At 65.0% G+C, this 18,863-nt stretch carries 14 protein-coding genes; 9 read left to right on the top strand and 5 right to left on the bottom strand.

Annotated features, from left to right (window positions below; all coding sequences use genetic code 11):
* Window positions 1-625: 625 nt before the first annotated feature.
* Entirely contained in the window at window positions 626-2,479 is a 1,854-nt protein-coding gene (locus tag CAG44_RS25560) for a sigma-54-dependent Fis family transcriptional regulator (RefSeq protein WP_085693244.1), read from the bottom strand.
* 284 nt (window positions 2,480-2,763) lie between these two features.
* Between CAG44_RS25560 and CAG44_RS25565 the strand changes: the two genes are divergently transcribed.
* The 7 genes from CAG44_RS25565 (at window position 2,764) to CAG44_RS25600 (ending at window position 10,896) form a co-directional block, all read left to right on the top strand.
* Complete coding sequence (locus CAG44_RS25565) at window positions 2,764-3,819, top strand: ATP-NAD kinase family protein (RefSeq protein ID WP_085591936.1); 1,056 nt, start codon at window positions 2,764-2,766, stop codon at window positions 3,817-3,819.
* Window positions 3,820-3,841: 22 nt separating this feature from the next.
* Window positions 3,842-4,819, top strand: coding sequence for a thiamine pyrophosphate-dependent dehydrogenase E1 component subunit alpha (locus CAG44_RS25570; protein WP_085592049.1), 978 nt, complete (start codon window positions 3,842-3,844; stop codon window positions 4,817-4,819).
* A gap of 33 nt (window positions 4,820-4,852) precedes the next feature.
* Window positions 4,853-5,875 carry an alpha-ketoacid dehydrogenase subunit beta gene (locus CAG44_RS25575; protein ID WP_085693246.1) on the top strand — a complete coding sequence of 341 codons (1,023 nt, stop codon included), beginning with the start codon at window positions 4,853-4,855 and terminating at the stop codon, window positions 5,873-5,875.
* Window positions 5,872-6,978 (top strand): acetoin dehydrogenase dihydrolipoyllysine-residue acetyltransferase subunit, encoded by a 1,107-nt coding sequence (locus CAG44_RS25580; protein ID WP_085693248.1) that lies wholly within the window; start codon window positions 5,872-5,874, stop codon window positions 6,976-6,978. Before CAG44_RS25575 ends, CAG44_RS25580 begins: the two co-directional genes overlap by 4 nt.
* A gap of 52 nt (window positions 6,979-7,030) precedes the next feature.
* Window positions 7,031-8,095 (top strand): 2,3-butanediol dehydrogenase, encoded by a 1,065-nt coding sequence (locus tag CAG44_RS25585; protein ID WP_230386520.1) that lies wholly within the window; start codon window positions 7,031-7,033, stop codon window positions 8,093-8,095.
* Between the two features lie 395 nt (window positions 8,096-8,490).
* The gene (locus tag CAG44_RS25595) at window positions 8,491-10,224 is read left to right on the top strand and encodes a C13 family peptidase (RefSeq protein ID WP_085693252.1); all 1,734 of its coding nucleotides are present in this window, start codon (window positions 8,491-8,493) and stop codon (window positions 10,222-10,224) included.
* A 27-nt stretch (window positions 10,225-10,251) separates the two neighbouring features.
* On the top strand, window positions 10,252-10,896 hold the full coding sequence (locus CAG44_RS25600; protein WP_085665404.1) for an oxidoreductase: 645 nt from the start codon (window positions 10,252-10,254) through the stop codon (window positions 10,894-10,896).
* Window positions 10,897-10,985: 89 nt separating this feature from the next.
* Here CAG44_RS25600 and CAG44_RS25605 read toward each other — a convergent pair whose 3' ends face one another.
* The 4 genes from CAG44_RS25605 to CAG44_RS25620 all read right to left on the bottom strand — a co-directional run bounded on the left by CAG44_RS25605 (window position 10,986) and on the right by CAG44_RS25620 (window position 15,381).
* Entirely contained in the window at window positions 10,986-11,273 is a 288-nt protein-coding gene (locus CAG44_RS25605; protein ID WP_046615986.1) for a YceK/YidQ family lipoprotein, read from the bottom strand.
* The gene (gene ubiX, locus CAG44_RS25610; RefSeq protein WP_013970698.1) at window positions 11,270-11,899 is read right to left on the bottom strand and encodes a flavin prenyltransferase UbiX; all 630 of its coding nucleotides are present in this window, start codon (window positions 11,897-11,899) and stop codon (window positions 11,270-11,272) included. Before ubiX ends, CAG44_RS25605 begins: the two co-directional genes overlap by 4 nt.
* Entirely contained in the window at window positions 11,896-13,245 is a 1,350-nt protein-coding gene (mpl, locus tag CAG44_RS25615; protein ID WP_085693254.1) for a UDP-N-acetylmuramate:L-alanyl-gamma-D-glutamyl-meso-diaminopimelate ligase, read from the bottom strand. The genes ubiX and mpl overlap by 4 nt, the downstream gene beginning before the upstream one ends.
* Before the next feature lie 66 nt (window positions 13,246-13,311).
* Window positions 13,312-15,381 carry a sigma-54-dependent Fis family transcriptional regulator gene (locus tag CAG44_RS25620; RefSeq protein WP_085693257.1) on the bottom strand — a complete coding sequence of 690 codons (2,070 nt, stop codon included), beginning with the start codon at window positions 15,379-15,381 and terminating at the stop codon, window positions 13,312-13,314.
* A gap of 255 nt (window positions 15,382-15,636) precedes the next feature.
* Here CAG44_RS25620 and CAG44_RS25625 point away from each other — a divergent pair, with 255 nt between their 5' ends.
* Window positions 15,637-17,157, top strand: coding sequence for an aldehyde dehydrogenase family protein (locus tag CAG44_RS25625; protein ID WP_025337551.1), 1,521 nt, complete (start codon window positions 15,637-15,639; stop codon window positions 17,155-17,157).
* A gap of 226 nt (window positions 17,158-17,383) precedes the next feature.
* Window positions 17,384-18,832: an ethanolamine permease gene (gene eat / locus CAG44_RS25630; protein WP_013970695.1), complete on the top strand. Its 1,449-nt coding sequence runs from the start codon at window positions 17,384-17,386 to the stop codon at window positions 18,830-18,832.
* Window positions 18,833-18,863 lie beyond the last annotated feature (31 nt).

Genomic DNA, 18,863 nt, shown 5'->3' on the forward strand with positions numbered 1-18,863 from the left:
CACAGCTACAACGGATACGAGACCCCGGTAGCCATGGAGGAAAAACTGAGGGCAGCGGCATAAACCTTAACCGGTGTCCAAAATTACTTGACCAGATCAAGCCAGCTCCCACAGGGATTGCACACGGCTTGAGGTCTATGCGGTCGAGGTGGGAGCCAGGAGTGATCGCGTAGTGTGATGTACTGAAAACCCCGGACTCGTTCCGGGGTTTTTTATTGCCTGTCAGGGCCTCATCGCCGGCAAGCCAGCTCCCACAGGGATTGCACACGGCTTGAGGTCTATGCGGTCGAGGTGGGAGCCAGGAGTGATCGCGTAGTGTGATGTACTGAAAACCCCGGACTCGTTCCGGGGTTTTTTATTGCCTGTCAGGGCCTCATCGCCGGCAAGCCAGCTCCCACAGGGATTGCACACGGCTTGAGGTCTATGCGGTCGAGGTGGGAGCCAGGAGTGATCGCGTAGTGTGATGTACTGAAAACCCCGGACTCGTTCCGGGGTTTTTTATTGCCTGTCAGGGCCTCATCGCCGGCAAGCCAGCTCCCACAGGGATTGCACACGGCTTGAGGTCTATGCGGTCGAGGTGGGAGCTGGCTTGCCGGCGATTGGGCTGCAAAGCAGCCCCCGGGCCCTACCCCTTCATCCGCGGCATCTCGATGTGGTGCTCATGCACCCGCCGGTACAAGGTCGCCCGCGATATTCCCAAAGCCCGCGCCGCATCGGCCGGCTTCCAGCGATGGCGGATCAGCGCATCCAGCAGCAACTGCCGGGCCGGACAAGACATGCTGCTTTCTGCCGAAGCGACCACCTCGCCGCGTACTTCCTGCGGCAGGTCCTGCACCTGCACCCGCCCGCCCTCGCTCACCGCACAGGCATAGCGCAACACCTGCCGCAACTGGCGCAAATTCCCCGGCCAGCGGTAAACCAGCAGCGCCTGTAGCGCATCATCCGCCAACACCACCTCGACCCCGCAGGCCTCGGCTTCCTCGGCCAGCAACTGGTGAATCAACCCCAAGCGGTCCTCACGCTCGCGCAGCGGCGGCAACTCGAAGCGGGCATTGGCCAGGCGGAAGTACAGGTCCTCACGAAAACGCCCATCCTCCACCATCGCCGCCAAATCGCGGTGGGTCGCACAAATCACCTGGATATCCACCCGCTCCCGCCGCGCCGCGCCCAGCGGTGCCACTTCACCCTCGGCCAGCACGCGCAGCAACCGGGTTTGCAGGTTCAGCGGCATGTCGCCGATTTCGTCGAGGAACAGCGTGCCGCCATCGGCCTGCTGCAACAGCCCCTGCATGCCTTTGCTGGAAGCCCCGGTGAAGGCCCCGGCCACATAGCCGAACAGCTCGCTCTCGATCAGGCTTTCCGGAATGGCCGCGCAGTTCAGGGTGACGAACGGGCCATTGCGACGCAGGCTTTGCTGATGCAGCTGGCGAGCGAATACCTCTTTGCCGGCCCCCGTCTCGCCTTGCACAAGCACCGCCAGGTTGCAGTCCTTGACCCGCGTGGCCAGGCGCAAATGCTGCTCGATGCGGGCGTCCTGGGCCTGGCGCAACGGCTGCGCACGCTGGCGCTGGCGGGGTGCGCTGACCCGGCCGTACAGCCCACCCAGGCCCGGCAGGCGCTGGGCAGACGATGCGTTCACGCGGCGCAGCTGGTCCATGTCGAACAGCTCGCCAATGTGCTCGGGCAAACGCCCCAGGTGCTCCACCAGCCGCTGGCGCGCCAGGCTGTTGATCGCCTGCAGGCGGCCATCGCCATCCCAGGCCAGCAGGTAGTCGGGCTGGCTTTCCACATAACCCGGCGTGCCATGGGCACGCATCACCCAATGGCCCTGGGCACTGTGCATGAAGAAGGCATTTTCGATCTCGCGGGCAGTCTGCTCGACCAGTTGGCGGATCAGGTGCTGGCTGCGGCGGTCGTCCGGCGACTGCAAGGCCGAGACATCCACCACGCCCAGCAACTCGCCCAACGGGTCGAACACCGGTGCCGCCGTACAGGTCAGGCCAATGAACGCAGCGCGGAAGTGGTCGCGCTTGTGCACCGTGACCGGCGCCTTGCTGGTCAACACCGCCGCCACACCGCAGGTGCCCTCCTCGCCCTCCGACCAGCAGGTGCCCAGGTAAAGCCCGGCCTTGCGGCAGTCGTTGCGGATGGCCGACTCGACCCGGTAATCGATGGTGCGCCCCAAGGCATCGGTGAGCAGCACACAGTAGTCGGCACCGCGCACCCGCTCATGCAGGCGGGCCACGGCATCGCTGGCGATACGCAGGAACAGTTCGGCGCGCTCGCGGCATTCGTTGAGCAGGCTTTGGGACAGGATGCGCGGCCCCTGCTGGGACCCGGGGTCGAGGCGGTACAGCTCCATGGAACGGCGCCATGAATCGAGAATCAGCGGTGGCACCGGCGCCTGCGGCAGGCGGTCGGCATTCTTCAGCACCCTGCTGACGCAGTCGACATGGGCTCGGGAGTTCGCGGCAAGCATTCAGGCCCTCCGGTTCTCGTTGCTGTTTTTATCGTTGTCCGGCCATTAAGCGCTTCCGGGCATGCCCCGACAAGCACTGCGTGATTACCGGTCGGCTTGAGACGCAGCGTCTCAGCGTCTCGGCAACGTCGGCCCCGCACTGGCACCGGGCGTCTCGCCAGCCAAACCATCAGCCCCTGCCGAAGCGCAAGCAAACCGCTCTATTGCAGCCACTTCAGCCAATCTAAAAAAAGCTGGCACCGCGCTTGCTCCTGCCCTGGCAAACAAAAAATACGAGGTGCGCCATGCCGCTACCCGCCCCGACCATCGGGATCATTGCCAACCCTGCCTCTGGCCGCGACCTGCGCCGCCTGACCGCCAACGCCGGGCTCTATTCGAGCACCGACAAGGCTTCGGCGATCCAGCGCCTGCTGGCCGCCTTCGGTGCCACCGGCATCGGTCAGGTGCTGCTACCCAGTGACATGACCGGCATTGCCGCCGCCGTGCTCAAGGCCAGCCAGGGCCCGGTCGCCCGTGACCAGCACTGGCCTGCCATCAAAATACTCGACCTGCCACTGACCCAGACCGTTGCCGATACCCGCCTGGCCACCCGCCGCATGGTCGAACGCGGTGTGGCGATGATCGCCGTGCTTGGCGGCGACGGCACCCACAAGGCAGTCGCTGCCGAGGCCGGTGACGTACCGCTGCTGACCTTGTCCACCGGCACCAACAATGCCTTCCCCGAACTGCGCGAGGCCACCAGCGCCGGCCTGGCCGGTGGCCTGCTTGCCAGCGGCCGGGTACCGGCCAGCATCGGCCTGCGCCGCAACAAGCGCCTGCTGGTTAAGGTGCCCGAACAACAGCTTGCCGAATGGGCCCTGGTGGAGGTGGCGGTGTCGCCCCAGCGTTTCATCGGCGCTCGGGCACTGAGCCGCAGCGAGGACCTTTGTGAAGTCTTCGCCTGTTTCGCTGAACCCCATGCCATTGGCCTCTCGGCCCTGTGCGGCCTGTGGTGCCCAGTCTCGCGCCAGGACCCGCACGGCGCCTGGGTACGCCTGAACCCCGGCGCCGAGCAGGCGCTGCTGGCGCCGCTGGCACCCGGCCTGCTGCAAGGCTGCGGCATCACCGCCAGCGGCCCGCTGACGCCCGGCGTAGCCCATCGCCTGAGCCTGGCCAGCGGCACCCTGGCATTGGACGGCGAGCGCGAAATCGAATTCGCCGAGCACGACACCCCAACCATCACCCTCGATCACCAAGGCCCGTTGAGCGTGGATGTCGAGGCCGTGCTGGCGCATGCCGCCCGCCATCACCTGCTGGCCGTACCGCGCGGCCACCGGTTGCACCCTGCAAACCCGTGTTGAGACAACCCTGGAGAACAACAAGATGTCCAATCAACTCAGTACCGAACAATTGCTACACGCCTATGAAGTGATGCGCACCATCCGCGCCTTCGAAGAACGCCTGCACGTGGAGTTCGCCACCGGCGAGATCCCCGGCTTCGTCCACCTGTATGCCGGCGAAGAGGCTTCCGCGGCCGGGGTGATGGCCCACCTGCGCGACAGCGACTGCATCGCCTCGACCCACCGCGGTCATGGCCACTGCATCGCCAAGGGGGTGGACGTGTACGGCATGATGGCCGAGATCTACGGCAAGAAGACCGGCGTGTGCGGTGGCAAGGGCGGTTCGATGCATATCGCCGACCTGGAAAAAGGCATGCTCGGCGCCAACGGCATCGTCGGTGCCGGTGCACCGCTGGTGGCCGGGGCCGGGCTGGCGGCCAAGATCAAGGGCAGCGACGATGTGTCGGTGGCCTTCTTCGGCGATGGCGCTTCCAACGAAGGCGCCGTGTTCGAAGCCATGAACATGGCCTCGATCATGAACCTGCCGTGCATCTTCGTGGCCGAGAACAACGGCTACGCCGAAGCCACCGCCTCGACCTGGTCGGTTGCATGCGACCATATCGCCGACCGCGCCGCCGGGTTCGGCATGCCCGGTGTCACCATCGACGGTTTCGACTTCTTTGCCGTGTACGAGGCCGCCGGTGCTGCCATCGAACGTGCACGCTCCGGGCAAGGCCCATCGCTGATCGAGGTCAAGCTCAGCCGCTACTACGGCCATTTCGAAGGCGATGCACAAACCTACCGCGCCCCGGACGAAGTGAAGAACCTGCGCGAATCCCGCGACTGCCTCATGCAGTTCCGCAACAAGACCACCCGCGCCGGCCTGCTCACGGCTGCGCAACTGGACGCCATCGACGCTCGCGTCGAGGACCTGATCGAAGACGCCGTGCGCCGCGCCAAGTCCGATCCCAAGCCACAGCCCGCCGACCTGCTCACCGACGTCTACGTCGCCTACCCCTGAGCTGCGGATTACAAGAACAACAGGAGAATCACCATGGCAAGAAAGATCAGTTACCAGCAGGCCATCAACGAAGCCCTGGCCCAGGAAATGCGCCGCGACAACACGGTGTTCATCATTGGCGAAGACGTTGCCGGCGGCGCCGGTGCCCCCGGCGAAGATGATGCCTGGGGTGGCGTGCTGGGCGTGACCAAGGGCCTTTACCATCAGTTCCCGGGGCGCGTGCTCGACGCGCCGCTGTCGGAAATCGGCTACGTCGGCGCCGCCGTCGGTGCTGCCACCCAGGGCCTGCGCCCGGTGTGCGAGCTGATGTTCGTCGACTTCGCCGGCTGCTGCCTGGACCAGATCCTCAACCAGGCCGCCAAGTTCCGCTACATGTTCGGCGGCAAGGCGGTCACCCCGCTGGTGATGCGCACCATGTACGGCGCCGGCCTGCGCGCGGCAGCCCAGCACTCGCAGATGCTCACCTCGCTGTGGACGCACATTCCCGGCCTGAAGGTGGTCTGCCCGTCCTCGCCGTACGATGCCAAGGGCCTGTTGATACAGGCGATCCGAGACAACGACCCGGTGATCTTCTGCGAGCACAAGCTGCTGTACAGCATGCAAGGCGAGGTACCGGAAGAGGTCTACACCGTGCCGTTCGGCGAAGCCAACTTCCTGCGCGATGGTGACGACGTGACCCTGGTCACCTATGGCCGCATGGTGCATGTGGCGCTGGAAGCAGCCAACAACCTGGCCCGCCAGGGTATCGACTGCGAGGTGCTGGACCTGCGCACCACCAGCCCGCTGGACGAGGACAGCATCCTGGAAAGCGTGGAAAAGACCGGCCGCCTGGTGGTGATCGACGAAGCCAACCCGCGTTGCTCCATGGCCACCGACATCAGCGCGCTGGTGGCACAGAAGGCCTTCGGCGCGCTCAGGGGCCCGATCGAAATGGTCACCGCCCCGCATACTCCTGTGCCGTTCTCCGATGCACTGGAAGACCTGTACATCCCTGACGCGGCGAAGATCGAGGCTGCGGTACGCAAAGTGATCGAAGCCGCAAGGAGTGCCGCATGAGCCAGATCCATACCCTGACCATGCCCAAGTGGGGCCTGTCGATGACCGAGGGCCGGGTGGATACCTGGCTGAAACAGGAAGGTGACGAAATCAACAAGGGCGACGAGGTGCTGGACGTCGAGACCGACAAGATCAGCAGCAGCGTCGAAGCCCCGTTCAGCGGTGTGTTGCGCCGCCAGGTGGCCAGGCCTGATGAAACCCTGCCGGTCGGTGCCCTGCTGGCGGTGGTGGTGGAAGGCGAAGCCGAAGAGGCTGAAATCGATGCCGTGGTGCAGCGCTTCCAGGCCGAGTTCGTCGCCGAGGGTGGCGCCGACCAGGCCCAGGGGCCGGCCCCGCAGAAGGCGCAAGTGGGCGGCCGCCTGCTGCGCTGGTTCGAGCTGGGCGAAGGCGGCACGCCACTGGTGTTGGTGCACGGTTTTGGCGGCGACCTCAACAACTGGCTGTTCAACCACCCGGCGCTGGCTGCCGAGCGACGGGTGATCGCCCTCGACCTGCCGGGCCATGGCGAGTCGGCCAAGGCCCTGCAACGGGGCGACCTGGATGAGTTGAGCGAAACCGTGCTGGCCCTGCTCGACCACCTGGACATCGCCAAGGCCCACCTGGCCGGCCACTCCATGGGCGGCGCGGTCAGCCTGAACGTGGCGCGCCTGGCGCCGCAGCGGGTGGCCAGCCTGAGCCTGGTGGCCAGTGCCGGGCTGGGCGAGGCGATCAACGGGCAGTACCTGCAAGGCTTCGTCGCTGCCGCCAACCGCAATGCCCTCAAGCCGCAGATGGTGCAGCTGTTTGCCGACCCGGCACTGGTCACCCGGCAGATGCTGGAGGACATGCTCAAGTTCAAGCGCCTGGAAGGGGTGGACGACGCGTTGCGCCTGTTGGCATCGGCCATCGCCGACGGCGACCGGCAGCGCCACGACCTGCGCGGGGTGCTGGGGCAGCACCCGGCACAGGTGGTGTGGGGCGGCAAGGACGCGATCATCCCGGCCAGCCATGCCGAAGGGCTGGAGGCTGAAGTGCTGGTGCTGCCCGAGGCTGGGCACATGGTGCAGATGGAGGCGGCCGAACAGGTCAACCAGCAACTGCTCGCGTTCCTGCGCAAGCACTAAGCCCTTTCCGTGAGCCTGGAGAACAACAATGAATGACCTGAGCCACACCCACATGCGTGCCGCCGTCTGGCATGGCCGCAATGATATTCGCGTCGAACAGGTGCCCCTGCCGGCCGACCCTGCGCCCGGCTGGGTACAGATCAAGGTGGACTGGTGCGGCATCTGCGGCTCCGACCTGCACGAATACGTCGCCGGCCCGGTGTTCATCCCGGTGGAGGCACCACACCCGCTGACCGGCATCCAGGGCCAGTGCATCCTCGGCCACGAATTCTGCGGCCAGATCGCCAAGCTGGGTGAAGGCGTGGAAGGTTTTGCCGTCGGTGACCCGGTGGCTGCGGACGCCTGCCAGCATTGCGGCACCTGCTACTACTGCACCCACGGCCTGTACAACATCTGCGAGCGGCTGGCCTTCACCGGCCTGATGAACAACGGCGCCTTTGCCGAACTGGTCAACGTGCCCGCCAACCTGCTGTACCGGCTGCCGCAGGGTTTCCCGGCAGAGGCCGGGGCGCTGATCGAACCGCTGGCGGTGGGCATGCATGCGGTAAAGAAGGCCGGCAGTCTGCTTGGCCAAACGGTGGTGGTAGTTGGAGCCGGCACTATCGGTTTGTGCACCATCATGTGTGCCAAGGCGGCAGGCGCGGCGCAGGTGATCGCCCTGGAAATGTCCTCGGCACGCAAGGCCAAGGCCAAAGAGGTTGGCGCCAGCGTGGTGCTGGACCCCAGCCAGTGCGACGCCCTGGCGGAAATTCGCAAGCTGACTGCCGGGCTGGGGGCGGATGTGAGTTTTGAATGCATCGGCAACAAGCACACGGCCAAGCTGGCTATCGACACCATCCGCAAGGCGGGCAAGTGCGTGTTGGTGGGGATATTCGAGGAGCCTAGCGAATTCAACTTCTTCGAACTGGTGTCCACCGAAAAGCAGGTGCTGGGAGCGTTGGCGTACAACGGCGAGTTTGCCGATGTGATTGCCTTCATCGCTGACGGCAGGCTGGACATTCGCCCGCTGGTGACCGGGCGGATCGGGCTGGAGCAGATTGTCGAGCTGGGCTTCGAGGAGTTGGTCAACAACAAGGAGGAGAACGTGAAGATCATCGTTTCGCCAGGCGTGCGCTGATTGCACCTCAAAGGCAACACGGAACCTGTGGGAGCGGGCGTGCCCGCGAAGCAGGCAACTCGGTGGATGGCACCGGCTCCGCCGGTGTTCGCGGGCACGCCCGCTCCCACAGGGATCGCGCCAGCTTTTTGAAATTGAGCAAGACAGTTGCTCTCACAGGTATTACGCAAAGTTGAAAGTCCCCGCGGAACCTGTGGGAGCGGGCGTGCCCGCGAATCAGGCAACTCGGTGGATGGCACCGGCTCCGCCGGTGTTCGCGGGCACGCCCGCTCCCACAGGTTCCGTGCCAGCTTTTGGATGCAGTGCAGGCTCGAGAGCTGCGCCAGCACATGCCTTCGCTGTTTCAGGATCCCATTCTGCGTCATACTCGGCAGACCTATTGCCCGGTTCTCGCCATGCGTTCACTGCTCCCCGTCACCCTGGTCCTGCTGCTCGCCGCCTGCGGCGATGGCGAATCGCTGCTCCCGCCGGATGCGCGCCTGCCTGACGGTGGGCGGTACCGGGGGCAGGTGGTCGATGGCCTGCTGCAAGGCGAGGGACGGATCGACTATCCCAACGGCAGCTGGTACGCCGGTACCTTCAAGGACGGCCAATGGCACGGCCAGGGCGAATGGCACGGCCGCAACGGCGAGGTGTACCGCGGCCAGTTCGCCGCAGGGCTGTTCCAGGGGCTGGGTGAGCTGAATACCCCGGGCAGCCACTATGCCGGCACCTTCAGCCACGGCCGCCGCGACGGCGAAGGCACCCTCAAGCAAGCCGACCAGACCTACCGCGGCCAGTTCAAGGACGACCTGTACGAAGGCGCCGGCGAGCTGGAACTGGCCGACGGCAGCCGCTACCAGGGCCTGTTCGCCAAGGGCAAGCCCAACGGTGCCGGGGTGCGCAGCGATGCCAGCGGCAACCAGTTCAGCGGCCACTTCATCAACGGCCAGCTGGAAGGCAGCGGCACCTACGACAGCGTCGACGGCGAGCAGTACATCGGTGAGTTCAAGGACAACCGCCTGGAAGGCCGTGGCCGCTACGAAAACGCCGATGGTGATGTGTGGATCGGCGAATTCAAGGACGGCTCGCTGGTCGGCGAAGGCGAACTGCTGGGCAGCGATGGCAGCCACTACAAGGGCACCTTCGCCGACTGGCGCCTGTCGGGCCAGGGCAGCCTGCAACTGGCCGACGGCAGCAAGTACATCGGTGGCTTCCTCAACGATGCCTACCACGGCCAGGGCCGGCTGATCATGACCAACGGCAAGGTCGAAAGCGGCACCTGGAGCAACGGCGTGCGCGTACGGGACCAGAACGGCAAACTGTTGCCCGACCCGCTGGACCTGGCGCTGCTCAACCAGGGCCGTTTGCTGGACGAAGCGCTGGCCCGGGTACCGCGGTCGGCGCCAGCAGTCCAGCTGTACAGCCTGGTGGTGGGCGGCGATGGCCAGCAGAGCGTGTTCATGCGCGAAGCCGACTACGTCAGCAACATGCTCAAGGTGCGCTTTGGCGCCCGTGGCCAGGTGACCTTGGTCAACCACCGCGATCACATGACCACCCGCCCCATGGCCACGCGTGAAAACCTTACCCGCGCCGCCCGCACCCTGGCCGAGCGCAGCGGCCCCGAAGACCTGGTGTTCATCTACCTCACCAGCCATGGCAGCCACGACCACCAGCTGGTGTTCGACCAGCCGCGCCTGCAGCTGGCCGACCTGTCCGCCGATGAACTCGCCAGCGCCCTGGCACCGCTGAAGGACCGCGACAAGGTCATTGTCATATCCGCGTGCTATTCAGGGGGCTATATCGCCCCGCTCAAGGACGAGCGCACGGTGATCATGACCGCCGCCCGGGCCGACCGCGTGTCCTTCGGTTGCTCGGAAGAAGCCGATTTCACCTACTTCGGCGATGCCCTGTTCGCCGAAGCGCTGAACCAGACCGACGACCTGAAACAGGCGTTTGAACTGGCGCGCGCCAGCGTTGCCGAAAGAGAACAAAGGGAAGGTTTCGAGGCCTCCGAACCGCAGCTGTGGGCGCCGCCAAACGTGCTTGAGCACTGGCAGCACCTGCGCCGGCAACAGGCCGAAGAAGCATTGCGTAACGCCGCACAGGCCAACGTGGGGGAACAGGCGCAAACGCCCGGCAGCCACTAAGCTTGTGTGTAACAAGGGAGAGACATCATGTATTTGACGCCTCAGCATGTCCTGCTTGCCGGTGCCACGGGCCTGACAGGTGAACACCTGCTCGACCGCCTGCTCAACGAGCCCACCATCACCCGCGTACTGGCGCCAACCCGCCGGCCACTGGCCGAGCACCCGCACCTGGAAAACCCGGTAGGCGACCCGGCGGTGTTCCTTCCACAGCTGGCCGGGCGGGTCGATATCGCCTACTGCTGCCTGGGCACCACGCTGAAGCAGGCCGGTTCCGAATCGGCCTTCCGCGCGGTGGATCTGGACATGGTGGTGGCGTTCAGCAAGCGCGCCCGGGAGTTGGGCGCACGGCATCTGCTGGTGGTCAGTGCCTTGGGCGCCGACCCGAAATCGTCGGTTTTCTACAACCGGGTCAAGGGCGAGATGGAAGAGGCACTCAAGGCCCAGGATTGGCCGCAGCTGACCATCGTGCGGCCATCGTTGCTGCTGGGCGAGCGGGTCGAGCCGCGGCTCAGCGAACAGTTGGCTTCGCCGTTTGCCAAGCTGATACCTGGGAAGTATCGGGGGATCGAGGCTTGTACCTTGGCCCGGGCGCTGTGGCGGCTGGCGCTGGAGGAAGAGGACGGGGTGCGGATTGTGGAGTCGGATGAGTTGCGCAGGTTGGGCAAGAATTAGGCTTCACTTGTGATGGCCTCTTCGCGGGCACGCCCGCTCCCACAGGTACAGTGATCCCTGTAGGAGCGGGCGTGCCCGCGAAAGGGCCCTTACAGGCCACCAGTGGCCTGGAAGCCTACACCGGCTGCCGTGAGCAGCGACAACGGCAGCAACAAGGTATCGAGCAACATGCTCCCCGGCAGGTCCAGCCCCGGATATGCCGGCGCATCAGCCCCGTAACGATCCAGCGGGCAGCACCCGCCATTGATCACATACAAGTCCAACCGGGTACCGGCATACACCACCGGTGCCCCGGGCTTGTTGGCATCCAGCGTGCGCACCGTGGCGCAGCCACCAAGCAGCACCAGCGCCAGCAAACCCGCCAGCGCTCGCTTCAATCATCCACCCCGAAGTGGTGCTCACCCCAGCGCGGCAACATGTCCTGGGGAATGTTCAGCAGGTTGAGAATGCGCGCCACCACGAAGTCGACCAGGTCGTCGATGGTCTGCGGCTGGTGATAAAAGCCCGGCGCCGCCGGCAGGATCACCGCGCCCATCTGCGACAGTTTGAGCATGTTCTCCAGGTGGATGGTGGAGAACGGCGCTTCGCGCGGCACCAGGATCAGCTGACGACGCTCCTTGAGGGTAACGTCGGCAGCACGTTCGATCAGGTTGTTGCAGGCACCGGTGGCAATCGCCGACAGCGTGCCGGTGGAACAGGGCACCACGACCATTGCCGCCGGGGCGCCGGAGCCCGAGGCCACCGGCGACATCCAGTCTTCCTTGCCATACACGCGAATCTGCCCGTCGGCAGCGCCGGTATATTCAGTGAGGAAGGCCTGCATCGCCTGTGGCTTGGCCGGCAGCACCACGTCCGTCTCGGTAGCCATCACCAGTTGCGCGGCCTTGGAGATCAGGAAGTGCACCTCGCGGTCCTCACGCACCAGGCAGTCGAGCAGGCGCAGGCCATACTGGGCGCCAGAGGCGCCCGTCATGGCCAGGGTGATGCGTTCCGGCCCGCTCACTTGAGTGCCTCGGCCAGCTTGCCGTGCAGGCCGCCGAAGCCGCCGTTGCTCATGATCACCACATGGGTGCCTGGGCGAGCCTGGCCCTTGACCCGCTCGATGATCGCTTCGAGGCTGTCGGCCACCACGCTGGGCACTTTGCATTGCGCGGCGGTTGCAGCCAGGTCCCAGCCAAGGTTGGCCGGGGCGTACCAGATCACCTGGTCGGCGTCGTTGACGCTTTCCGGCAAGCCATCACGGTGGGCACCGAGTTTCATCGAGTTGGAGCGTGGCTCGATCACCGCGATCACCGGGGCCTCGCCAACGCGCTTGCGCAGGCCGTCAAGGGTGGTGGCGATGGCGGTCGGGTGGTGGGCGAAGTCATCGTAGATGGTCACGCCCTGCACTTCGGCAACCTTCTCCATACGCCGCTTGACGCTCTTGAAGGCGCTCAGGCCTTCGATACCCATGGCTGGCACCACGCCTACATGGCGCGCCGCTGCCAGGGTAGCCAGGGCGTTGGCGACGTTGTGCTGGCCAGTCAGCGCCCAGTCCACCACGCCCTGCGCTTCGCCGTCGAACAGCACTTCGAAGCGCGAGCCGTCGGGGCTGAGCAGACGGGCTTGCCACTGGCCACCTTCACCGGTGGTCTGCACCGGGGTCCAGCAACCCATGCCGATCACCCGTTCCAGCGCCAGCTCGGTGGAGGGGTGGATGACCAGGCCTTCGCTGGGGATGGTGCGCACCAGGTGGTGGAACTGCCGCTCGATCGAGGCCAGGTCGGGGAAAATGTCCGCATGGTCGAACTCAAGGTTGTTGAGGATCGCCGTGCGCGGGTGGTAGTGGACGAACTTCGAACGCTTGTCGAAGAAGGCGCTGTCGTACTCGTCGGCTTCGACCACGAAGAACGGCGTATCGCCCAGGCGTGCCGACACCGAGAAGTTCTGCGGCACACCGCCAATCAGGAAGCCCGGGCTCATGCCGGCATGTTCTAGCACCCAGGCCAGCATGCTGCTGGTCGTGGTCTTGCCGTGGGTACCGGCAACGGCCAGCACCCAGCGGCCCTGCAACACGTGGTCGGCCAGCCACTGCGGGCCGGAAACATAGGGCAGGCCCTTGTTCAGCACGTACTCCACCGCCGGGTTGCCACGCGACATGGCGTTGCCGATGACCACCAGGTCTGGCGCCGGGTCCAGCTGGGCCGGGTCATAGCCTTGGGTCAGCTCGATGCCCTGGGCTTCGAGCTGGGTGCTCATCGGGGGATAGACGTTGGCGTCCGAGCCGGTGACGCGGTGGCCAAGTTCCTTGGCCAGCACCGCCAGCGAGCCCATGAAAGTGCCGCAAATACCGAGAATGTGAATATGCATGGTCGACCTCGCAAAACATCGAGGCAGGGTAGCCCAGGGCGCGACAAATCGCACCAGATGTTTCGCTCAGTCGGCCCTGGTGATGCCGTGTTTGCGCAGTTTTCGATACAAGGTATTGCGGCTGATGCCCAAGTGCTCGGCGACACGGGTGAGGTGCCAGTGTTTTGCCTCCAGGGTGGCCAGCAGCGCATGACGCTCGGCATCCTCCAACGCGGCAGGCCCTATCGCCGGCAAGCCAGCTCCCACAGATACAGCTCCAGCTTCGAAAGCCCCATTCACCCTGAGGGAGCAACTGTCTTGTGCTACCTGCTCTGGCCCTATCGCCGGCAAGCCGGCTCCCACAGGGATTGCACATGGCCTGAAGCCACCGCGATCGAGGTGGGAGCTGGCTTGCCGGCGATCGAGGGCGAAGCCCTCGCGAACAATGGCGGGGAGATCAGGGAACACGATCCGGGAGTCTTCGCAAAGCGCCACCAAGGTACGCAGCACGTTGCGCATCTGCCGCACGTTGCCCGGCCAGGCGAAGTCGAGCAGTGCCTGCCGCGCCCTGGGCTCGATATCGATCGGTTCTCCCTGTGCCTCCTGACGCAGCAGAAAGTCCAGCAACTGCGCCTTGTCACTGCGCTCGCGCACCGCAGGCAATGCCACTTCCAGGCCATTCAGCCGGTAATACAGGTCCTCGCGGAAACTGCCCTGCTCTACCCGTTCCAGCAGGTCACGGTGAGTAGCGCTGACAATGCGCACGTCGACCGCCTGCGGCTCGCCACCGATCGGCACCACCTGGCGCTCCTCCAGCACGCGCAGCAGGCGGGTTTGCAGGGCCAGTGGCATGTCGCCAATTTCGTCCAGCAGCAAGGTGCCGCCATCGGCCTGCAGCAGCTTGCCGCGCATGCCTTCCTTGCGCGCACCGGTAAAGCTGCCGCCGCGGTAGCCGAACAGTTCGCTCTCGATCAGGCTCTCCGGGATCGAGGCACAGTTGATGGCAACGAACGGCTTGCCGCGCCGCTCGCTGGCCTGGTGCACGGCCTGGGCAAAGGCCTCCTTGCCACAGCCGGTCTCGCCGCGCAGCAACAGCGGCACATCGCGCTCGAACACCCGCACGCTGCGGCGGAAGTCGTTCTGCAAGGCCGGGTCGAGCAGGCAGATTAGCGGTTCCACTTCCCGTGCGGGTCGCGGCTGGGCGGCCGGCACCGACCACACCGGTGCGCGCGCCTGGCCACGCAGGCTGGCGAACACCTGGCGCCCGTCCAGGGTATGCAGCGGCCAGGCCGTGCTGCCACCGGGCGTGGCGCGGCTGAACAGTTCGTCGTGGCTGCAAGCGAAAAAGCGTTCCAGCGGCTTGCCCAGCACGCCACCACGCACCGTGCCCAGCAGGTTCAGCGCGCTCTGGTTGGCGGCGCAGATGCGCCCGTCACCGTCGAACGCCAGCAGGCCTTCGCTGAACAGGCCGACCGACTCGGCCTGCAGGTGAAAACGCAGCAGCCATTGCTGTTCGAAATGGCGCAGGAAGTAGCAGCTTTCGATCATCTTCGCCGACAGGTTGACCAGGGCCATGGTATGGAACTGGCTCTGCCGGGAAACGTCGGGCCGCGCCGAAGACACATCCAGCACTGCCAGCAGCTCGCCATGCGGGTCGAACACCGGGCTGGCGGAGCAGGTCAGGCCGGTGTGGCGGCCACGAAAGTGCTCGTTCTGGTGGATGGTCAGCGCCTGGCGCTCGACCAGGCAGGTGCCGATGCCGTTGGTGCCCTCGCGCGCCTCGCTCCAGTCAGCGCCCAGCCACAGGCCGGCGCGCTCGAAGCTGCGCCGCTCGGTCGGCGCGCTGACACAATTCAGGATCACCCCACGGGCATCGGTCAGCAGCACTGCATGGCCGGCACCGGAAAGCTGCTGGTGCAGGCTGTTCATTTCATGGTCGGCAATCTGCAGCACCTGGCGCAGGCGCTCGCGGCTTTCCAGCAGGCGCCCATGCTCGAGTACCACCGGGGCCTCGATCACCGACGGGTCGAGGTGGTAGTCCTCCAGGCAGCGCAGCCAGGAGCGGGCGATGGACGGGTCACTGCCACCCTCCCCGGCCCCACCATGGGCGACGGTATGGACTTGCTGGGCATGGCGACTGAAATGATTGCTCTGCATTGTTGTAGTTCTCCGCAGATAGAGAGTCCCGCCAGCATCCTCCACCCGGGAAGGCTTTGCAATGCACCCTCCGGTTACGTGTCGTAAATGGCACAAAGTGTCACCCCCGCGCGTACCGGCGCTGGCACAGCGACCGTGGGCCAGGCCCAAAGAACCGAGCCAAGTCATTGATTTACCTGGTGCTCGAAACGCTGGCCCAACCTTTGCTCTACGCTTTCCAACTCCCTAACAAACACAATAGCCAGGAGACACACCATGCGTTACGCACATCCCGGTACCGAAGGCGCGAAGGTTTCCTTCAAGAGCCGCTACGGCAACTACATCGGTGGTGAGTTCGTTCCTCCGGTAAAGGGGCAGTACTTCGAAAATACCTCCCCGGTGAATGGCAAGCTGATCGCTGAATTCCCTCGCTCCACTGCCGAAGACATCGATAAAGCCCTGGATGCCGCCCACGCTGCGGCCGACGCCTGGGGCCGCACCTCAGTGCAGGACCGCTCCAACGTTCTGCTGAAGATCGCCGACCGTATCGAGCAGAACCTCGAACTGCTGGCAATCACCGAAACCTGGGACAACGGCAAGCCGATCCGCGAAACCCTCAATGCCGACATTCCGCTGGCGGTCGACCACTTCCGCTACTTCGCTGGCTGCATCCGCGCCCAGGAAGGCGGCGCCGCGGAAATCAACGAAGGCACCGTGGCCTACCACATCCATGAGCCACTGGGCGTGGTCGGGCAGATCATCCCGTGGAACTTCCCGATCCTGATGGCCGCCTGGAAGCTTGCCCCGGCACTGGCCGCCGGCAACTGCGTGGTGCTCAAGCCGGCCGAACAGACCCCGCTGGGCATCACCGTGCTGCTGGAAGTGATCGGTGACCTGCTGCCAAAAGGCGTGCTCAACGTGGTGCAAGGCTTTGGCCGCGAAGCCGGTGAAGCACTGGCCACCAGCAAGCGCATCGCCAAGATCGCCTTCACCGGCTCGACCCCGGTCGGCTCGCACATCATGAAATGCGCCGCCGAGAACATCATCCCGTCCACCGTCGAACTGGGCGGCAAGTCGCCGAACGTGTATTTCGAAGACATCATGCAAGCCGAGCCAAGCTTCATCGAGAAGGCGGCCGAAGGCATGGTGCTGGCGTTCTTCAACCAGGGTGAGGTATGCACCTGCCCGTCACGGGCACTGGTACAGGAGTCGATCTACCCGCAGTTCATGGAAGTGGTGATGAAGAAGGTGCTGCAGATCAAGCGCGGCGACCCGCTGGACACCGACACCATGGTCGGCGCCCAGGCCTCGCAACAGCAGTTCGAGAAGATCCTGTCGTACCTCGACATCGCCCAGAAGGAAGGCGCCGAGTTGCTGACCGGCGGCAAGGTCGAGAAACTGGAAGGCTCGCTGGCCACCGGTTACTACATCCAGCCGACCCTGCTCAAGGGCAACAACAAGATGCGTGTGTTCCAGGAAGAAATCTTCGGCCCGGTGGTCAGCGTCACCACGTTCAAGGACGAAGCCGAAGCCCTGGCAATCGCCAACGACACCGAGTTCGGCCTGGGTGCCGGCGTGTGGACCCGCGACATCAACCGTGCCTACCGCATGGGCCGTGGGATCAAGGCTGGCCGCGTGTGGACCAACTGCTACCACCTGTACCCGGCGCATGCCGCGTTCGGTGGCTACAAGAAGTCGGGGGTCGGGCGTGAGACCCACAAGATGATGCTCGACCACTATCAGCAGACCAAGAACCTGCTGGTGAGCTACGACATCAATCCGTTGGGCTTCTTCTAAACCGCGTCGCGGCCTTCGCGGGCTCGCCCGCTCCCACAGGTATTGCACCGGCCTTGAAACTTGTGCAGTCCCTGTGGGAGCGGGCAAGCCCGCGAAGAGGCCAGGCCTGCATATACCAAACCCAGAGCGGTAACCGTGCACCAACCGCTCTGGCTCGCTTCCTGCAGTACCCATCACCATCGGCCCGGAACCCGTCCGGCCACCAAGAAAAACAACAGGTGAATCTATGCCAAGCGATCATTCCGCCGGCTCGCCGGCAGGCTCTTCCGTCGACTTCGAAAAAGTCGGCTCGGACTACTTCCAGCAACGTGAACTGAAAAAAGGCGCCGCCGGCTGGGTCCTGCTGGTCGGCCTGGGCGTGGCCTACGTCATCTCCGGCGACTATGCCGGCTGGAACTTCGGCCTGGCCCAGGGCGGCTGGGGCGGCATGTTCCTCGCCACCCTGCTGATGGCCACCATGTACCTGTGCATGTGCTTCTCGCTGGCCGAACTGTCGTCGATGATCCCCACCGCAGGCGGCGGCTACGGCTTTGCCCGCAGCGCCTTCGGCCCCTGGGGCGGCTTCCTCACCGGGACGGCGATCCTCATCGAGTACGCCATCGCCCCCGCCGCCATCGCGGTGTTCATCGGCGCCTACTGCCAGTCACTGTTCGGCATCGGCGGCTGGATGATCTACCTGGCGTTCTACATCGTGTTCATCGGCATCCACATCTTTGGCGTGGGTGAGGCGTTGAAGCTGATGTTCATCATCACCGCCATCGCCGCCATCGCCCTGGCCGTGTTCCTGGTGAGCATGGTGCCCCATTTTGATGCAGCCAACCTGTTCGACATCGCCAAAACGGACGCAGTGGGCGCCAGCAGTTTCCTGCCGTTCGGCTATGTCGGCGTGTGGGCGGCCATCCCTTATGCCATCTGGTTCTTCCTCGCCGTAGAGGGCGTGCCGCTGGCTGCCGAAGAAACCAAGAACCCCAAGCGTGACCTGCCACGCGGCCTGATCGGCGCCATGCTGGTGCTGCTGGCCTTCGCCCTGCTGATCCTGGTGGTCGGCCCGGGCGGCGCAGGCTCCGAAGCACTGAAAGCGTCCGGCAACCCGCTGGTAGAAGCCTTGTCCAAAGCCTACGGCGGCAGCACCTGGATGGGCGGCTTCGTCAACCTGGTCGGCCTGGCCGGGCTGATCGCCAGCTTCTTCTCGATCATCTACGCCTACTCCCGGCAGATCTTCGCCCTGTCCCGCGCCGGCTACCTGCCGCGCAAACTGTCGGAAACCAACAAGAGCAAGGCCCCGGTACTGGCCTTGATCATCCCCGGGATCATCGGCTTTGCCCTGTCGCTGACCGGCCAGGGTGACCTCCTGATCCTGGTGGCGGTGTTCGGCGCTACCCTGTCGTACGTGCTGATGATGGCCGCGCACATCACCCTGCGCATCCGCCGGCCGAAGATGGAGCGCCCATACCGCACCCCCGGTGGCATCTTCACCTCGGGCCTGGCACTGGTACTGGCCTGCATCGCCGTGGTCGCCGGTTTCCTGGTCGACCCACGGGTGGTGATTGGCGCCGCAGTGATCTATGCGGTATTAATTGCCTACTTTGCTTTCTACAGCCGCCACCACCTGGTCGCGGGTACACCGGAAGAGGAATTCGCCGCGATCCAGAAGGCCGAAGAGGCCTTGCACTGATCGCCGCCACCCGCCGCGGGGCAACCCGCGG

It is taken from the genome of Pseudomonas sp. B13(2017), assembly GCF_002113245.1.
GTDB lineage: Bacteria > Pseudomonadota > Gammaproteobacteria > Pseudomonadales > Pseudomonadaceae > Aquipseudomonas > Aquipseudomonas putida_Z.

What these genes read in the sequence shown, in the direction of transcription:
- CAG44_RS25560 (WP_085693244.1), bottom strand. Translation starts at nt 2,479, where the DNA reads ATGCTTGCCGCGAACTCCCGAGCCCATGTCGACTGCGTCAGCAGGGTG.
- CAG44_RS25565 (WP_085591936.1), top strand. Translation starts at nt 2,764, where the DNA reads ATGCCGCTACCCGCCCCGACCATCGGGATCATTGCCAACCCTGCCTCT.
- CAG44_RS25570 (WP_085592049.1), top strand. Translation starts at nt 3,842, where the DNA reads ATGTCCAATCAACTCAGTACCGAACAATTGCTACACGCCTATGAAGTG.
- CAG44_RS25575 (WP_085693246.1), top strand. Translation starts at nt 4,853, where the DNA reads ATGGCAAGAAAGATCAGTTACCAGCAGGCCATCAACGAAGCCCTGGCC.
- CAG44_RS25580 (WP_085693248.1), top strand. Translation starts at nt 5,872, where the DNA reads ATGAGCCAGATCCATACCCTGACCATGCCCAAGTGGGGCCTGTCGATG.
- CAG44_RS25585 (WP_230386520.1), top strand. Translation starts at nt 7,031, where the DNA reads ATGCGTGCCGCCGTCTGGCATGGCCGCAATGATATTCGCGTCGAACAG.
- CAG44_RS25595 (WP_085693252.1), top strand. Translation starts at nt 8,491, where the DNA reads ATGCGTTCACTGCTCCCCGTCACCCTGGTCCTGCTGCTCGCCGCCTGC.
- CAG44_RS25600 (WP_085665404.1), top strand. Translation starts at nt 10,252, where the DNA reads ATGTATTTGACGCCTCAGCATGTCCTGCTTGCCGGTGCCACGGGCCTG.
- mpl (WP_085693254.1), bottom strand. Translation starts at nt 13,245, where the DNA reads ATGCATATTCACATTCTCGGTATTTGCGGCACTTTCATGGGCTCGCTG.
- CAG44_RS25620 (WP_085693257.1), bottom strand. Translation starts at nt 15,381, where the DNA reads ATGCAGAGCAATCATTTCAGTCGCCATGCCCAGCAAGTCCATACCGTC.
- CAG44_RS25625 (WP_025337551.1), top strand. Translation starts at nt 15,637, where the DNA reads ATGCGTTACGCACATCCCGGTACCGAAGGCGCGAAGGTTTCCTTCAAG.
- eat (WP_013970695.1), top strand. Translation starts at nt 17,384, where the DNA reads ATGCCAAGCGATCATTCCGCCGGCTCGCCGGCAGGCTCTTCCGTCGAC.